The following is a 15,918-nucleotide window of genomic DNA, read 5'->3' as shown; positions in this document are numbered from 1 at the left end:
CCGCGCGGCTTGTGCCCGGTTGCCTGGGGGCAGGCGCGCGTCGGGATCAGAGCACCGCACGCAGGGCCTGCGCCGCCTCGCGCAACGGCGGCAGCAGGCGGGTGAGCATCGCCTCCTCGCTGTACTGGCTGGCGATCACCGTCATGCCGATGGCGCCGTGGCAGCGGCCCTTGCGGTCGATCAGCGGCAGCGACAGGCCCTGGTACACCGCATCGAGCTGGCCGGTGGTGAACCAATAGCCCTGCCGGCGTGCGCGCTGCACCTCCTCGACAAAACCAGCGGGGTCGGTCACGGTGCGGGCGGTGAAGGTGGCGAAGCCATGCGCAGCCACCCACTCCGCCAGCGCCGCCTTGCTCCAGGTGGACAGGATCACCGGCCCGGGCGTGACCACGTGCGCCGGCACGCGCACCCCCACCTGGTAGCCCACCGACACCCAGCGTGGCGGACTGCTGCGCGCCACGTAGACCACCTCGTGACCATCCAGCACGCTGACGTTGACGGTCTCGCCGGTCTGCGCCGACACCTGCTGGATGAAGGGCTGGGCGATGCGCGGCAGCCGCGCCGCCCCCAGGTAGCTCTGCCCCAGCCGCAGCACCCGCGGCGCCAGCCAGAACTGCTTGCCGTCGGTGGCGGCGTAGCCGAAGTGGACCAAGCTGAGCAGGTAGCGCCGGGCGGCGGTGCGCGTCAGCCCGGTCAGCTCGGCGGCCTGGCTGGGCGTCAGGCGCGGCTGGTCCTCGCTGAAGGCCTCGATCACACGCAGGCCCTTGCCCAGGCCCTCGATCAGGTCACGGGCCTGGATGGACGGGCTGGCTTCGTCGTCACTCACTGGGATGAACCCTCGTTTCGTTCGATGATCGCGCTCAATGCGCGATCATCGCGCAAATCAGCCGATTTCCAATTGCTCGACAACCCGCGGCTGCCTATCGTGCCGCCCATGGACATCACCGGCCGCACCCGCGTCTTCATGATCCTCGGCGATCCGATCGCCCAGGTGCAGGCGCCCGCGCTCTTCAACCCGATCTTCCGCGCCCAGGGCATCGACGCGGTGCTGGTGCCCGCCAACATCAGCCCGGCCGACCTGGGCGGCTTCGTGCAGCAGGTGCTGCGCGCCCGCAACATCGACGGCCTGTGGCTGACCATCCCGCACAAGGCCGCGGTGCTGCCGCTGCTGGACCGCTGCGACCGCCTGGGCCGGATTGCGCAGGCCGTGAACGCGGTGCGCCGCAACGCCGACGGTACGCTGGAAGGCGCACTGTTCGACGGCGAGGGCTTCGCCAAGGCGCTGGACCGCTTCGAGGTGCCAGTGCCCGGCCGGCGCGCACTGATCGTTGGCACCGGCGGTGCGGGCATGGCGATCGCCGTGTCGCTGGCCGAGCGCGGCGCGGCGGCGATCGCCCTGTTCGACCCGGACGCCTCGCGCAGCACTGCCGCTGCCGAGCGGATCAACGCCGCCTTTGGCAGCCAGCCTGCGCGGGTGGCCACGACCGCGGATGCCGCCGGCTTCGACCTGGTGGTGCAGGCCTCGCCGCTGGGCATGGACAGCCGTGACGCGCTGCCGCTCGACCCGGCCTCGGTGCAGCCCGGCGCGGTGGTGGTGGACATCCTGATGAAGAACCAGCCCACCCCGTTGCTGCGCGCCTGTGCGCAGCGAGGCGCGCGGGTCTACCCCGGCTTCGAGATGCTGAACCAGCAGATCCCCGACTACCTGCGCTTCTTCGGCCTGCCGGTGCCGGCTGACCTCACCGACCGGTCGAGTGCCGCGGGGGTGGGGATCTCCATGCCCGTGCCACCACCGATCGGGCGCTAGAGTCCTGCGCCTGCCGGCCATCCCCGTTTCATTGCCGACCCAACCCCTGCCCCAAGAGGAGACAACATGCCCATCATCCGTCGCACCCTGATCGGCGCCGCCTGCGCCGTCGCCCTGACCCTGCCGATGCTGGCCCAGGCCCAGGCCATCAAGATCGCCGGCCTGTACGAGCTCTCCGGCGCCGGAGCCAGCGCCGGCACGATGTTCAAGAACGGCGTCGACCTGGCGGTCAAGGAGATCAACGCCGCCGGCGGCATCCTGGGCAAGAAGATCGAGCACTCGATCGCTGACACCCAGACCAACCCGGGCGTGGCCAAGGGCCAGGCCGCCAAGGCGATCGACGATGGCGCCTTCGCGGTGTTCGGCCCGGTGTTCTCCGGCTCGATCATGGTGAGCATGGCCGAGACGCAGCGCGCCGAGGTGCCCAACTTCACCGGCGGCGAGGCGGCGGCGATCACGCAGAAGGGCAACCCCTACATCTTCCGCACCAGCTTCACGCAGACCACGGCGATGCCGAAAGTGGCCAAGTACATCGCCACCGGCCTGAAGGCCAAGACGGTGGCGGTCATGTTCGTCAACAACGACTTCGGCAAGGGGGGCCGTGACGCGATCACCAAGGCGCTGGAAGCCAACGGCGTGAAGGTGGTGGCCGACATCTCCACCGACAGCGGCCAGGTGGACTTTTCTGCCCCGGTGCTCAAGGCCAAGAACGCCGGTGCGGACGCACTGTTTGTTTACACCAATGAAGAAGAGTCCGCCCGCGCGCTGCGCGAGCTGCGCAAGCAGGGCTTCACCAAGCCCGTCGTCGGCGAGACCACGCTGACCGGCCAGAAGGTGATCGACCTGGCCGGCGAGGCCGCCAACGGCGCCACCGCGCACGTCGGCCTGACGGTGGACGCCCCGAACCCGCTGATGCTCAAGTTCAAGGCCAAGTTCTACCAGGAGACCAAGACCATTGCCGACCACAACGGCATCAAGGGCTACACCGGCGTGTACGTGCTCAAGGCCGCCATCGAGAAGGCCGGCAAGCTCGACCGCAAGGCCGTCGCCCAGGCGATGAAGGGCCTGAGCGTCAGCGCCGCCAAGCAGCCCGGCGTGCTGCTGGACGTGAGCTTCGACGACAAGGGCGACCTGGACCGCGAGAGCTTCCTGGTCGAGGTGAAGGACGGCAAGCAGGTGGTCAAGGAAGTGCTGCCCCCGCTGTCCAGGAAGTGACCTGACGCTGCCGGCGACAGCGGGCTGCCTCGCCCCTGTCGCGACCCGACGGCCCTCCGGCCGCCCGGCCGACCCCTTGCCCGCAGCCTCCCGAGGCCCGGGCCGGGGGAAGGCCAACCCGCTCGCCCCCCGACGGGAGTTCCGATGACCGATTTCCTCCAACTCGTCTTCTCCGGCTTCGCCACCGGCAGCATCTATGCGCTGGCGGCGCTGGGTTTCACGCTGCTCTGGCAGGCCTCCGGCACGATCAACTTCGCCCAGGGCGAGTTCGTGATGCTGCCGGCCTTCATGATGCTGGCCTTCGGCGCCGCCGGGCTGCCCCTGCCGCTGGCCTTCATCGCCACCTGCGTGGTCGCGGTGGGCGTGCTCGGCTGGGCCTTCAAGCGCGGCATTGCCGACCCGCTGCTCAAGCACGGCCTGATGCCCATCGTGGTGGCCACCATCGGCCTGGCGATCGCCGCGCGCAACGGCATCCGCGCCGGCTACTCGGCCGAGGCGCACCCCTTCCCCGGGCTGTTCGCCGACAAGCTGTTCAACGTCTTCGGCGTCACCGTGACGCTGGCCGACGTCGGCACCCTGGTGCTGGCGCTGCTGCTGGTGCTGGGCACGCAGGCCTTCCTGAACAAGACGGTCACCGGCCGCGCGATGCAGGCCGTGGCGCAGAACACCGAGAGCGCCACCGTGCTGGGCATCAACGTGCCGCGCATGATCTTCTACACCTTCGCGATCAACGCGCTGCTGGCCTGCGCCGCCGCGCTGCTGATCACGCCCACCTACCTCGCCAAGTTCGACATGGGCGAGGGCCTGGGCAACAAGGCCTTCTTCGCCGCAATCATCGGCGGCTTCAACAACAGCCGCGGCGCGCTGCTGGGCGGGATCCTCGTGGGCGTGTGCGAGAACCTCGCCGCCGCCTACATCTCCCCAGCCTACAAGGACGCGGTCGCGCTGGTGATCTTCATGGCCGTGATCCTGTTCAAGCCGCAAGGGCTGCTCGGGAAAAAGGTCGAGCGCAAAGTCTGACGAGGCACCGATCATGAAGAAACTCCCCCTGATCTCCGGCCTCGTGATCGCAGCGATCCTGCTGGCCGCCCCGCCCTTCCTGAAGAACTACGGCATCTACCTGTTCAGCTACTGGATGGTGTTCGTGATCGCCACGATGGGCCTGAACCTCACCGTCGGCTACGCCGGGCAGAAGAGCCTGGGCCATGCGGCCTTCTTCGGCATCGGCGCCTACAGCGTGGCCATCCTGATGCAGGCCGGCCACAGCTTCTGGCTGGGGCTGGCGCTGGCGGTGATTGCCTGCTTCGTCATCGGCCTGGCGCTGGGCTTCCCGGCGCTGCGGGTGCAGACGATCTACCTGGCCTTCGCCACGCTGGGCTTCAACACCGCCATCTGGCTGGTGATGCGCAACGAGGAATGGCTGACCGGCGGCACCTTCGGCATCAACAACATCGGCCGCCCGAGCCTGTTCGGCCTGAACCTGGATGGCCCGCTGGCCTACTACTACTTCGTGCTGGGCGTGACGGTGGTGATGGGCCTGGTGCAGTGGAAGCTGCTGTCCTCGCCCTGGGGCAAGGCCTTCACCGCGCTGCGCGACAACCCGATCCGCGCCGAGAGCCTGGGCATCCACATCCAGGGCTACACGCTGCTGAGCTTCGCGATCGGCGCGGCCTACGCCGGGGTGGCCGGTGCGCTGTTCGCCTCGCTGGTGCAGTTCATCGAGCCGGCACCCTTCACGGTCGGCGCCTCGATCATGATGTACCTGATGGTGGTGGTCGGCGGCCCGGGTTACTTCTTCGGCCCGCTGCTGGGTTCCGCCGTGGGCGTGCTGCTGCCCGAGTGGCTGCGCTTCGCCCAGGCCTGGTACCTGTTCATCTTCGGTGCCGCGGTGATCCTGCTGATGCTCTGGCTGCCCGACGGCCTGCTGAGCATCCCCGCCCGCCTGACCGCCAAGCGCCAGGCCCGTGAAGCCTCGGCCGCCCGCGCTGCGGCGGCCGCCAAAGTCGGAGGTGCCCAATCATGATCGGCCCCGTCCTCAAGGTCACTGACCTCAAGAAGGCCTACGGCGCCATCCAGGCCGTCGGCGGTGTCTCGTTCGAGGTGATGCCCGGCGAGATCTTCGGCGTGATCGGCCCGAACGGCTCGGGCAAGACCACGATGTTCAACAGCGTGCTGGGCCAGATCACGCCGGACGCCGGCCGGATCGAGCTCAACGGCCAGGACATCACCCACAAGTCGCCGCAGCAGCTCAACCAGCTCGGCGTGGGCCGCACCTTCCAGACCCTGCAGGTCTTCGGCAAGATGACCGTGCGCGACAACCTGCTGGTGGCCGCGCAGGAACACCAGGGTTCGATGTGGAGCCGCCTGTTCGCCCCCGGCGACTCCGGCCTGGGCGACCGTGCGGACGCGCTGATCGACCAGTTCCGCATCCGCCACGTCGCGCACAAGAAGGCCGGCGAGCTGAGCTACGGCCAGCAGAAGCTGGTGGACATCGCGATGGCCTTCATGAGCGAGCCGGACCTGGTGCTGCTCGACGAGCCCTGCGCCGGCGTCAACCCCAGCCTGGTGGGCGGCATCAGCTCGCTGCTCAAGCAGCTGAACCAGACCCGCGCATCTGGGAAAAAGGCCAGCTCGTTCGTCGTCATCGAGCACAACATGGACTTCGTGATGGACCTGTGCCACCGCATCCTGGTGATGGTCGAGGGCAAGGTGCTGGCCGTCGGCACGCCCGACGAGATCCGCGCCAACAAGGCCGTGCTCGACGCCTATTTGGGGAACTGACCATGTCCAACGACATTGCCATTGAGTTTGACGACGTGGTCGCCGGCTACGGCGAGTTCATGATCCTCAACAACCTGAGCCTGCAGGCCAGGCGCGGCAAGATCACACTGCTGCTGGGCCCCAACGGCGCGGGCAAGAGCACGGTGCTCAAGACGCTGTTCGGCCTGCTGAAGGTGCGCAACGGCCGCATCCGTCTGGACGGCCAGGACATCACCGGCGCCAACGCCAAGCAGCTACTCACCGAGCACGGCGTGGCCTTCGTGCCGCAGGGGCGTAACCTCTTTGGCCAGCTCTCGGTCTACGAGAACCTGGAGCTCGGCGGCATCACGCTGGGCATGAAGACCACGCACGAGCGCATCCCCGAGGTGCTCAAGCTCTTCCCCCGCGTGTCCGAGCGCCTGCACAGCGCGGCGTCGTCGCTCTCCGGCGGCGAGCAGAAGCAGCTGGAGGTCGGCCGCGCGCTGCTGCTGCGCCCGAAGGTGCTGCTGATCGACGAGCCCTCCATCGGCCTGTCGCCGCTGGTGGTGCAGGACGTCTTCCGCCTGCTGCGCAAGCTGGCCGACGAGCAGGGCGTGACCGTGCTGATGGTGGAGCAGAACGTCAAGAGCGCGCTGAAGATGGCCGACGAGGCCATCGCGCTCGAATCCGGCCGCCAGGTGCTGCACCGCCCCGCCGACGAGCTTCTGGCCGACCCGCACATCGAACGCCTCTTCCTCGGTGGCGCGCACACGATGGCAAGCCCGGACGCCGCCACGGTCTGAGCGGCGACCAAACGCCCAGCAGGTACGGCAGCAAAACGGGCGCTCGATCTTCGGGTCGATCGCCCTTTTCTCTGCCAAACAAGTGGAACACAATTCAACTTGATAACGTCGTTCCTTTGATTTCAATCGGAGCCCCGCCTTGTCTTCCGCCGCACCGGCCCCGGCCTCTTTCGACTGCGACCTGCTGGTGCTCGGCTCCGGCGCCGGGGCGCTGAGCGCCGCGGTCACCGCCGCGCACCTGGGGCTGAAGGTGATCGTGGCCGAGAAGGAGCCTGTCTTCGGCGGCACCACCGCCTGGTCCGGCGGCTGGATGTGGATCCCGCGCAACCCGCTGGCGGTGGCCGCCGGCATCGCCGAGCCCATCGAGGAGCCCCGCCGCTACCTGCAGGGCATCGTCGGCCGGCACCTGGATGCGCAGCGCGCCGAGGCCTTCCTGACCTACGCGCCGCAGATGGTCCAGTTCCACCTCGACCACACTGCGCTGCGTTTCATCGACGGCAACGCCATCCCCGATTTCCACGGCCGTGCCGAGGCCGCGCGCACGGGCGGGCGCTCGGTCTGCGCCGCGCCCTTCGACGGCGCTCGGCTGGGCACCGACCTGAAGCGCCTGCGCCCGCCCGCACCGCTGCTGAGCTTCCTGGGCATGAGCATCGGCAGCGACCTGCGCCACTTCCTGCGCGCCGGCCGCGCCTGGGATTCCTTCTTCTACGCCGCCAGGCGCACCAGTCGACACCTGTTGGAACTCGCGCTGCACGGCCAGGGGCGGATGCGTTTGGGCGGCAACGCGCTGGCCGCCGCGCTGCTCAAGTCGGCGCTGGACGCGGGCGTGTCCCTGCGCGAGCGGCACGCGGCCATCGGCCTGATCGAGGAAGGCGAAGGGAGCAGCGGCCGCATCGTCGGTGCCCGGCTGCGCACGCCGCAGGGCGAGGTCACCCTGCGCGCCCGCTGCGGCGTGGTGTGTGCCTGCGGCGGCTTTCCGCACGACGACGCGCGCAAGGCCGCCCTCTTCCCGCACGCGCCCCATGGCTACGAGCACCGCTCCGCCGCCGTCCCCAGCAACACCGGCGACGGCCTGCGCCTGGCCGAGGCGGCCGGCGCGCGCGTCGCCACCGACCTGGCCGACGCGGGCGCCTGGTGCCCGGTGTCCGTGGTCCCCAATGCCCCAGGCGGGCTGGGCAATTTCCCCCACCTGGCCGAGCGCGGCAAGCCCGGCCTGATCGCGGTGGACCGCGCGGGCCGGCGCTTCGTCGACGAGGCGGGCAACTACCACTCCTTCATGCGCGCCCTGTTCGCCCGCTGCGCCCAGGACTTCCCGGGTCAACCGGTGGAAGCCTGGCTGGTGGTGGACCACCGCTTCCTGCGCCGCTGGGGGCTGGGCGCGGTGCGGCCCTTCCCGCTGCCCTACGGCGCGCACCTGAAGAGCGGCTACCTGAAGCGCGGCGCCACGCTGGCCGAGCTCGCCGCCGCCTGTGGCATCGACGCCGCCGGCCTGCAGCGCACCGTCGCCGAACACAACGCCGACGCCCGCGAGGGCCGCGACCGCGCCTTCGACCGCGGCGGCATCCCCTACGACCGCATGCAGGGCGACGCGGAGCACCCCGGCCCCAACCCCTGCGTCGCACCGATCGAGCAGGGCCCCTTCTACGCGGTGAAGGTCGTACCCGGCAGCCTGGGCACCTTCGCCGGCCTGGCGGTCAACGCCCACGGCCAGGTGCTGCGCGCCGACGGCTCGCCCAACCCTGCCCCGATCCCGGGCCTCTATGCCGCCGGCAACGACATGGCCAGCGTGATGGGCGGCCACTACCCCAGCGGCGGCATCACCCTCGGCCCCGGCATGACCTTCGGCTGGATCCTCGCCCACCACGCCTCCGGCCGGCCGCTGCCCCTGCCCGAGCCGCCCACGCTGCCTGTTCCACCGGTTTCCACGGTTGCCCCGGTTTCCACCCCCTCGCCCCAGGACCTCCGCGCATGACGCCCACCCCCGCCACCCCCCGCCGCATGTACTCGCTGGCGCAGCTGATCGCGCTGCCCTACACCCCGCCGCAGATGGTGCAGCTCGCCGCCAACACCGGCTGCCACGCCTGCGGCATCCGCATCCGCCCCAGCTCGCCCGGCGGCCCCTTCCACGCGCTGGAGACCGACGCCGCGCTGCGCCGCGAGACGCTCGCGCGCATCGCACACACCGGCGTGAAGGTGCTGGACGTGGAGATCATCCGCATCACACCGGACTTCGACCTGGCCAACTGCCGCGCCTTTCTGGAGGTCTGCGCCGAGCTGGGCGCCCGCCACGTGCTGACCGCCGGCATCGACGAGAACGAGGCCCGGCTGACGGCTCACTACGCCGCACTCTGCGACCTGGCCGCGCCCTACGGCCTGTCGCTGGACCTGGAATTCATGCCCTGGACGGCGGTGAAATCCGTCGGCGACGCCGCCCGCATCGTCACCGCGGTCAGCAAGCCCAACGCCGCCGTGCTGGTCGACGCCCTGCACTGGGCCCGCTCCGCCAGCACGCTCGACGGCGTGGCCGCCCTGCCCCGCAGCGCGCTGAACTACGCCCAGATCTGCGACGGCCGCGTGCCCGGGCCGACCACCGTCGAAGGCCTGATCCACGACGCCCGCTGCGAGCGCATGCAGCCGGGCGAAGGTGGCATCCCGCTGCGCGAGCTCTTTGCCCGTCTGCCCGCCGACCTGCCGGTGAGCATTGAGGTGCCGGACGACAAGCGCGCACCAGCGATGGGTTACGAAGCGTGGGCCAAGCAGTGCTTTGCTGCGGCGAAGCGGGTGCTCGAACCGCAGGGGGCCGAACCGTGAGCACGAACCCCAGCATGACCCGCACCCCGCTGACCGAACCCGTTTACCAGGACGCCGCCACCAAGGCCGCCCGCGAGGCCCTCGTCCCGCTCGGCCGCATCGGCACCCCCGCCGACGTCGCCCAGGCCGTCTGCTACCTCGCCGACGCCTCCTACGTCACCGGCCAGAGCCTGGTGGTCGACGGCGGGGTAGCGGACCACATGCTGACGATGATTCCGGGGCGGCCGGGGAAGTGAGGCGGCGCGCAAGACCCCGAATGGGCCGGCCACGACGAACCGAACACGATTCGCCGCAACCGCGATATCCTGACCGCCTCTGACGAGGCAGCAGCGATGAACGCAGTGGTGTTGGAACATGTCCCGGTGGCCGAGCTTCCCCAGGCTTGGCGCGACAGGCTCGGCCCGTTGCTGGCTCAAACCGCCGGGGCCCAGGTGACGGTGCGCATCGAGCAAGAGCCTCTGCCCGTGCCCGCCGAAGACTTTCTGACGGACGACCCGGCCTTTGGCATCTGGCGCGACCGGGACGACGTGGCGGACGTCGATGCCTACGTGCGCCGCCTCCGCGCCTCGCGCTTCAGCCGCGACGGCTCACGCAACGAAGCCTGACGCAGCGGAGCTCGCGATGCTGGTCGACACCGACGTGCTGATCTGGCACCTGCGCGGCTATCCCCAGGCCACGCGGCGGTTGGACCAACTCCCCAACCTGACGATCTCGGCTGTCACCTACCTCGAACTGCTGCAGGGCATGCGCAACAAGGCCGAACTGGTTGCCGTGCAGAAAATGCTGCAGCGGCGACAGACCGTCACCCTGCCGATCACCGAAGCCATCACCCGCCACGCCACCGAGTTGATGGAGGCCATGACCCTGAGCCACGGCCTGCAGATGGGGGATGCGCTCATCGCGGCCACGGCGTTGGAGCATGGACTGCCGGTGCTCACAGGCAACGTCAAACACTTCGCGGCCGTGCCGGCGCTGCAGATCGAGGGATTTGTACCTTGAGTCCCACTGCAAGGGACGTGATCTGAGCCGAACGCAGTAGTCTGTCATCGACACTCCCCACCGCTTTGCAAGGCATCAGGCAGTCCTGCTGAAGCTGGCTCGGGCACGTCTTGCAACATCAATCAGTGCTTCTCGCCCTCTGTCCTAGAGGTGCGAATCGATCCGGAGTCGGTCCCGCACTTGAGCTCGGCGCTGGACAACTTCCTCGACGAAGTGGGCGTGCGTGCCGAGTTCGAGGTGCGGGCGGTGAAGGAGGTGATCGCCTGGCAGATCCAGCAGGCGATGACGGAGCGCTCGATCTCCAAGGCCCGCATGGCCGCCCAGATGGGCACGAGCCGCGCACAGCTCGACCGGCTGCTGGACCCGGGCCGCGATGTCACGCTCTCGACGCTGGCGCGGGCGGCCCGCGTCGTGGGGCGGACGCTACGGGTCGAGTTGCAGTGACGGGCGACCGCTGAGCCCGTCGCTCCGTCAGGCGACGTCGCGCACCAACGCCTGCACCAGGCGATCGACGTCGCCCGCCGTGTTGTAGCCCTGCACCGACAGACGCACGAACACCTGGTCGTGGTGGGAGGTGACGGGCACCTCGATGCCATCGCGCTCGAACAGGCGTTGACGCAGCGCCTGCGGGTCCTGCGGCGGTACGGGGATCGCGACCATCTGCGCCCAGTCGGCGTCACTGGCGATGGGCGGCAGGCCGAAGCGCTCGGTCAGCGCCGTCAGCGCCTCGCGGGCCAGGGCGTGGCAACGCGCGCGAACGGCCGGCCAGTCGTGGCGGGCCTGGAAGTCGATCGCCGCGGGCACCGCCAGCCAGGCGGCCAGGTCGCGGGTGCCTTGCCACTGCAGGCGGCGCTCGAACAGGCTGCGGCCCAGGTAGGCGTCGAAGCCGGAATGCCCGCCGGTGCCCTCGGCATAGCCCCAGCTGGTGACCGGCGCGTCCAGCATCGGCTGGCGCTCTGGGCGGGCGTGCAGGAAGCCGGCGCCCTTGGGCGCGCAGAGCCACTTGTGGCAGTTGCCGACGTAGAAATCCGCGCCGATGGCGTCCAGGTCCAGGTCGATCTGCCCCGGCGCATGGGCGCCGTCGACCAGCGTGGGGATCCCGCGCACGCGGGCGGCGGCACAGACCTCAGCCACCGGCAGGATCAGCGCGGTGGTGCTGGTGAGGTGGCTGAGGTAGATCAGCCGGGTGCGCGGCGTGACCGCGGCCATCAGGCGCTCGACCACCTGCTCGCGCTCGTAGGGCAGCGGGATCTCGACCTGGCGGTACATCGCGCCGGCCTGGTCGCACAGGCGCTGCCAGGTGGCGTCGCAGGCGCCGTACTCCAGGTCGGTGGTCAGCACCTCGTCGCCTGGCTGCAGTGCAAAGGAGCGCGCGACGATGTTGACGCCGGTGGTGGCGTTGGGGACGAAGACCAGGTCTTCGCCCTTTGCGCCCAGGTATTGGCCCAGCGCCGCACGCGCCTGCGCCAGCAGCTCGGCCGAGCGTCGACCGAGGAAGGCCACCGGGTTGCGCTCCATCTCCAGCTGCCAGCGCTGCTGCGCCTCCCACACCTCGCGCGGGCAGGCGCCGAAGGAGCCGTGGTTGAGGAAGACGAGGTCGGGGTCGAGCAGGAAGAGATCGCGCATGGGACAGCCCGCAAAAGGGGCAGTCTAGCGACCGGTGCGTGGAGCTCGACCAGGCCGTCGTCGGCAGCGCTGCCGCGGCGCGTCAACCCCTCGCCCGCGCCACCGCGTCGCGCGCCGCAATGAAGGCGAACACCAGCCCTGGCCCGATGGTGATGCCCGGCGCCGGGTAGACGCCGCCCATCGCGGACTGCATGTCGTTGCCTACCGCGTAGAGGCCGGGGATGACTCGGCCGGCGGCGTCCAGGCTGCGGGCGGCGGCGTCGGTCTTCAGGCCGCGCGCGGCGCCGATGTCGCCGGGGTAGAGCCGCACCGCATAGAACGGCGCCTTGGCCACCGGGCCGAGGCTGGGGTTGGGCCCCGTCCAGGTGGCGTCGCCGTTGGCGCGCTGGTAGGCGGTGCTGCCGCGGCCGAAGTCGGGGTCGATGCCGTCGGGCCAGTGGCGGTTGAAGCGCTCGATCGTCGCGGTCAGGTTCTGCACCGGCAGGCCGAGCTTGCCGGCCAGCTCGGCGATCGAGCCGGCCGCGGTGACGTAGCCATCGGCCAGCGCCGCCGCCAGCCCCATGCCCTTGGGCCGCACCATGCCCAGGCCGTACTTGCGCAGGCCCTCGGCGTCGGTGATCAGGAAGGACGGTATACCGGGCTTGCCGTCGCGGAATTGATGCGCCTGCATCGCCAGCCCGTAGAGGTGGTACGAGGTGGACTCGTTCAGGTAACGGCGGCCCTCGCCGTCCACCGTGATCGTGCCGGGCTTGGCGCGGTCGAACACGAAGTGCGGGAAAGACGCGGTGCTGCCGTCCGGCCGCTGGCGCAGCGACACCGGCGCCCAGAAGGCCGGGCTCATGCCGCCGTCGCCATAGACCGCGCCCACCGCCTCGGCCAAGTCGTGCGCGGCGCCGGTGTGCCCGGGCGCGCCCGGGCACCAGGTGGCCGGCAGCGCGGGGCCGAACTGCTCGGTGCGGCGCTTCGGGTGGCGGTTGAAGCCGCCGGTGCCCAGGATCACGCCGCCCTTCACGGCGATGCGCTTCGTCTGGCCGCCTTGCGTCAGCGTCAGCCCCGTGACCGCGCCGCTGGCCGGATCGCGCTCCAGCGCGCTGGCCTGGGTCTGCATCAGCAGCGTCACGCCGCGCTCCTTGATCGACAGCAGCAGCCGGCCGATCAGTGCGTTGCCCATCAGCAGCCGCGTGCCGCGCGGGTGGCGCAGGCGGTCGCTGAGGTGCCGCAGCATCAGCCGGGTGACGTAGGCCGCCGACTTGAACGACTTGCTCCAGCCCAGCAGGTGCGGGATGTCGTCGCGGTCCACCATCATCCCGCCGAGCACCAGGAACTCCGGGATCGGCGGTCGCACCAGCGCGAAGTGCTCGCCCAGCCGCCGGCCGTCGAAGGGCAGCGGCTCCAGCGCCCGGCCACAGAGCGTCGAGCCCTCCAGCTCGGAGAGGTAGTCAGGGTGGAAGGGCCGGATGCGGTACTGCAGGTGCGAGTGCTTCTCGATCGTCGCCACCGCCTCCGGGCCGTGCATCAGCAGGGCCTCGCGCACGGCGGGGTCGGAGCGATCGCCCACCGCGGCGTCCAGGAAGCGGCGCGCCTCGCCCAGGTTGTCCTGCGGGTTGACCTGCGGCGCCAGGTGCGTGCCCGGCACCCAGGTGGTGCCGGCCGAATAGGCCGTGGTGCCGCCCACGTACTCGGTGGACTCGACCAGCAGCACGCGGGCCCCGGCGATGGCGGCGAAGACCGCGGCGGACATCCCGGCGCCCCCGGCGCCGAGCACCACAACGTCGAACGCGGCCCCATCGGGCAGGGCCTCCAGGCGGGCGGGGAAGTCGGCGGAGGGGGAGGATGCGGCGGCAGCTGCGGACATGGTCGATCTCTCAGGGTGAGATCGACATCATATGGAATTGTATTCCAGTTTGGTAGAGCATCCCAACCGATGCACTCAGCTGAAAGCCGGGCCGACGTCCTCCGGTGAGAGCCGGTCCTTCGCCGCGGCGCGGAATTCACCCGGCGTGCGGCCGGTATGCTTCTTGAAGAAGCGGCCGAAGTAGGCCTCGTCGGCAAAGCCGAGCAGCCCGGCGATCTGCTTGACGCCGAGGATCGAGTAGACGAGTTCGCGCTGCGCCTCGTGCAGCACCCGGGCGTTCACCACGTCCAGGGCGGACTGGCCGAGCTGGTCCCGGCACAGCCGGCTCAGCTGGCCGGCGGAGATGCCCAGCTCCTCGGCGTAGCGCTCCACCGGCCAGCGTTCGCGGAAGTGCTGGTCGAGCAGAACCCGAAACCGCTCCACCTGTACCGCCTTGCGCGGGCGCTCCCCCCGGGCGGTGGCCGGGTCGGCCGGATCGGCCATCAGCAGGTGGGCGAGCCGGGCGATCTGCACGAACAGCGCCATCAGCAGCGCCGAACCGGCGGCCACCTCGCCGGGGGTGTGCAGGTGGGTCTCGCGGGCGATGGCCTCGAACAGCGGTGTCAACGCCTGGCCGTGCCGTTGCTGCGGCGGTACATGCAGCACCAGCGGGCGGCGCAGGAAGGGCAGCAGGCTGGGCGCCCCCACGGCACACAGCGACTCCAGCGGCTGCTGAGCCGCGGTGACCACCGGGCCGTCGACGCTGCGGCGGAAGTGGAAGCCGTGCACATGCCGCGAGGGAATGACGATCAGCGCCGGCGGCTGGATCTCCCAGTGCTGGCCGTCGATGAAGACCTCCCCGCCGCCCTCGGTGACATGCAGCACCTGGATCAGCCCGTCGTGGATGTGCGGCGCGATGTCGTACTGGTAGAGCGACGAACGGTCCGGGATGCGCTCGACCTGGACCATGTCCATCCAGCCCGGCGGCTGGTCGTCGCCATAGAGCACGTAGGCGGGGATCGAACCGCCATGGGCGCTGGTGGGGTGGGTTTTTCCGGGTTGGGTCATGCACGGAATGTCCGGTTGATGGCCGCGTTTGTGAATTGTGGAAGTCTGTTCCGGTTTCGAGAATGCCGTTCTACCAATAGGCAACCGCCTCACCCAACCCCGGACAAACCCGATGCCCTCCGCCACGCAGGCCGCCACCCCCAGGCCTGAAATGTCTGACCCGACGCTGTCGGCCGCCCAGTACCGCAGCTGGCTGGGACTGGCCGGCCGCACCGTGGTGGTCACCGGCGCGGCCAGCGGCATCGGCCTGGCGATTGCCACGGAGCTGGCCGCCGCGGGCGCCCGGGTTGCGCTGCTCGACCGCCAAGCCGACGCGCTGGCCGAAGTGGCCGAGCGCCTCGCCGCCACCGGCGCGCCCGTGCTGGCGCAGGCCTGCGACATCGCCGACGAGGCGGCGGTGCTGGCCGCGGCGGCGGCGGTGCGCCGCACGCTCGGCCCGGTCTGGGGCCTGGTCAACAACGCTGGCCTGCTGCGCCCGGGCGCGCTGGAGGATGTCTCGCTGGCCGACTGGAACCAGGTGCTGGCGATCAACCTGACCGGCGGGCTGCTCTGCGCGCGGGCCTTCGGCGCGGACATGCTGGCCGCCGGGCGCGGCGCGATCGTGCACATCGCCTCCGTCTCCGGCCTGCACCCGCAGACGCGCAGCGGCGCCTACAGCCCGAGCAAGGCCGGCGTGCTGCTGCTCAACCGCCAGCTCGCGGCCGAGTGGGGCCCGCGCGGCGTGCGCAGCAACGCGGTCTGCCCCGGAATGATCCGCACCGCGCTGTCGGCAAAGTTCTACGAGCAGCCCGGCTTCGAGGCCGCGCGCGCCGCCGTCACCGCCAGCCGGCGCGTGGGCGAGCCGATCGACATCGCCGAGCCGACGCTCTTTTTGCTCAGCGACCGCGCCGCCTACGTCAACGGCACCGAGCTGGTGGTCGACGGCGGGCTGGACTGCATGTTGATGGACATGGTGCCGCGCCCCGGGTTCAACCAGACCGCCACAGCCGCCTCCCAGGCCTGATCAGGAGCATTGA

Annotated in this window: 17 protein-coding genes; 13 read left to right on the top strand and 4 right to left on the bottom strand. The window is 70.3% G+C overall.

The window, feature by feature from the left end:
• Nucleotides 1–46 precede the first annotated feature (46 nt).
• Nucleotides 47–826, bottom strand: coding sequence for an IclR family transcriptional regulator domain-containing protein (locus NGK70_RS03395; RefSeq protein WP_251971970.1), 780 nt, complete (start codon nucleotides 824–826; stop codon nucleotides 47–49).
• Between the two features lie 108 nt (nucleotides 827–934).
• Here NGK70_RS03395 and NGK70_RS03390 point away from each other — a divergent pair, with 108 nt between their 5' ends.
• From NGK70_RS03390 to NGK70_RS03335, 12 genes are all read left to right on the top strand, one after another.
• On the top strand, nucleotides 935–1,807 hold the full coding sequence (locus NGK70_RS03390; RefSeq protein WP_251971969.1) for a shikimate dehydrogenase family protein: 873 nt from the start codon (nucleotides 935–937) through the stop codon (nucleotides 1,805–1,807).
• A 66-nt stretch (nucleotides 1,808–1,873) separates the two neighbouring features.
• Nucleotides 1,874–3,022: an ABC transporter substrate-binding protein gene (locus NGK70_RS03385; RefSeq protein ID WP_428985567.1), complete on the top strand. Its 1,149-nt coding sequence runs from the start codon at nucleotides 1,874–1,876 to the stop codon at nucleotides 3,020–3,022.
• Nucleotides 3,023–3,166: 144 nt separating this feature from the next.
• Complete coding sequence (locus NGK70_RS03380) at nucleotides 3,167–4,042, top strand: branched-chain amino acid ABC transporter permease (RefSeq protein ID WP_251971968.1); 876 nt, start codon at nucleotides 3,167–3,169, stop codon at nucleotides 4,040–4,042.
• Nucleotides 4,043–4,055: 13 nt separating this feature from the next.
• A complete protein-coding gene (locus NGK70_RS03375) occupies nucleotides 4,056–5,045 on the top strand; it encodes a branched-chain amino acid ABC transporter permease (protein WP_251971967.1) in 990 nt (329 codons plus the stop codon).
• Nucleotides 5,042–5,803 carry an ABC transporter ATP-binding protein gene (locus NGK70_RS03370; protein WP_251971966.1) on the top strand — a complete coding sequence of 254 codons (762 nt, stop codon included), beginning with the start codon at nucleotides 5,042–5,044 and terminating at the stop codon, nucleotides 5,801–5,803. Before NGK70_RS03375 ends, NGK70_RS03370 begins: the two co-directional genes overlap by 4 nt.
• Before the next feature lie 2 nt (nucleotides 5,804–5,805).
• A complete protein-coding gene (locus NGK70_RS03365; RefSeq protein ID WP_251971965.1) occupies nucleotides 5,806–6,564 on the top strand; it encodes an ABC transporter ATP-binding protein in 759 nt (252 codons plus the stop codon).
• A gap of 139 nt (nucleotides 6,565–6,703) precedes the next feature.
• Nucleotides 6,704–8,536, top strand: coding sequence for an FAD-dependent oxidoreductase (locus tag NGK70_RS03360; RefSeq protein ID WP_251971964.1), 1,833 nt, complete (start codon nucleotides 6,704–6,706; stop codon nucleotides 8,534–8,536).
• Nucleotides 8,533–9,375, top strand: coding sequence for a sugar phosphate isomerase/epimerase family protein (locus NGK70_RS03355; RefSeq protein WP_251971963.1), 843 nt, complete (start codon nucleotides 8,533–8,535; stop codon nucleotides 9,373–9,375). The genes NGK70_RS03360 and NGK70_RS03355 overlap by 4 nt, the downstream gene beginning before the upstream one ends.
• Complete coding sequence (locus tag NGK70_RS03350) at nucleotides 9,312–9,611, top strand: SDR family oxidoreductase (protein WP_310742577.1); 300 nt, start codon at nucleotides 9,312–9,314, stop codon at nucleotides 9,609–9,611. Before NGK70_RS03355 ends, NGK70_RS03350 begins: the two co-directional genes overlap by 64 nt.
• 96 nt (nucleotides 9,612–9,707) lie before the next feature.
• On the top strand, nucleotides 9,708–9,980 hold the full coding sequence (locus tag NGK70_RS03345; protein WP_251971961.1) for a hypothetical protein: 273 nt from the start codon (nucleotides 9,708–9,710) through the stop codon (nucleotides 9,978–9,980).
• Nucleotides 9,981–9,996: 16 nt separating this feature from the next.
• Nucleotides 9,997–10,374 carry a type II toxin-antitoxin system VapC family toxin gene (locus tag NGK70_RS03340; RefSeq protein ID WP_251971960.1) on the top strand — a complete coding sequence of 126 codons (378 nt, stop codon included), beginning with the start codon at nucleotides 9,997–9,999 and terminating at the stop codon, nucleotides 10,372–10,374.
• 180 nt (nucleotides 10,375–10,554) lie between these two features.
• Nucleotides 10,555–10,818, top strand: coding sequence for a helix-turn-helix domain-containing protein (locus NGK70_RS03335; protein ID WP_251971959.1), 264 nt, complete (start codon nucleotides 10,555–10,557; stop codon nucleotides 10,816–10,818).
• A 27-nt stretch (nucleotides 10,819–10,845) separates the two neighbouring features.
• On the opposite strand, the gene NGK70_RS03330 is transcribed toward NGK70_RS03335, so the two are convergent.
• The 3 genes from NGK70_RS03330 to NGK70_RS03320 form a co-directional block, all read right to left on the bottom strand.
• The gene (locus tag NGK70_RS03330; protein ID WP_251971958.1) at nucleotides 10,846–12,000 is read right to left on the bottom strand and encodes an aminotransferase class V-fold PLP-dependent enzyme; all 1,155 of its coding nucleotides are present in this window, start codon (nucleotides 11,998–12,000) and stop codon (nucleotides 10,846–10,848) included.
• 82 nt (nucleotides 12,001–12,082) lie between these two features.
• On the bottom strand, nucleotides 12,083–13,855 hold the full coding sequence (locus NGK70_RS03325; RefSeq protein WP_251971957.1) for an FAD-dependent oxidoreductase: 1,773 nt from the start codon (nucleotides 13,853–13,855) through the stop codon (nucleotides 12,083–12,085).
• 75 nt (nucleotides 13,856–13,930) lie between these two features.
• Nucleotides 13,931–14,902: a helix-turn-helix domain-containing protein gene (locus NGK70_RS03320; RefSeq protein WP_251971956.1), complete on the bottom strand. Its 972-nt coding sequence runs from the start codon at nucleotides 14,900–14,902 to the stop codon at nucleotides 13,931–13,933.
• 151 nt (nucleotides 14,903–15,053) lie between these two features.
• On the opposite strand from NGK70_RS03320, the gene NGK70_RS03315 reads away from it, so the two are divergent.
• Entirely contained in the window at nucleotides 15,054–15,905 is an 852-nt protein-coding gene (locus NGK70_RS03315) for an SDR family NAD(P)-dependent oxidoreductase (RefSeq protein WP_251971955.1), read from the top strand.
• The last annotated feature ends 13 nt before the right edge of the window (nucleotides 15,906–15,918 follow it).

The organism is Sphaerotilus microaerophilus (genome assembly GCF_023734135.1).
Classification (GTDB): Bacteria; Pseudomonadota; Gammaproteobacteria; order Burkholderiales; family Burkholderiaceae_C; genus Sphaerotilus; species Sphaerotilus microaerophilus.
The sequence above is the reverse complement of the archived record's forward strand: the minus strand, read 5'-3'. Positions and strand labels throughout refer to the sequence as shown.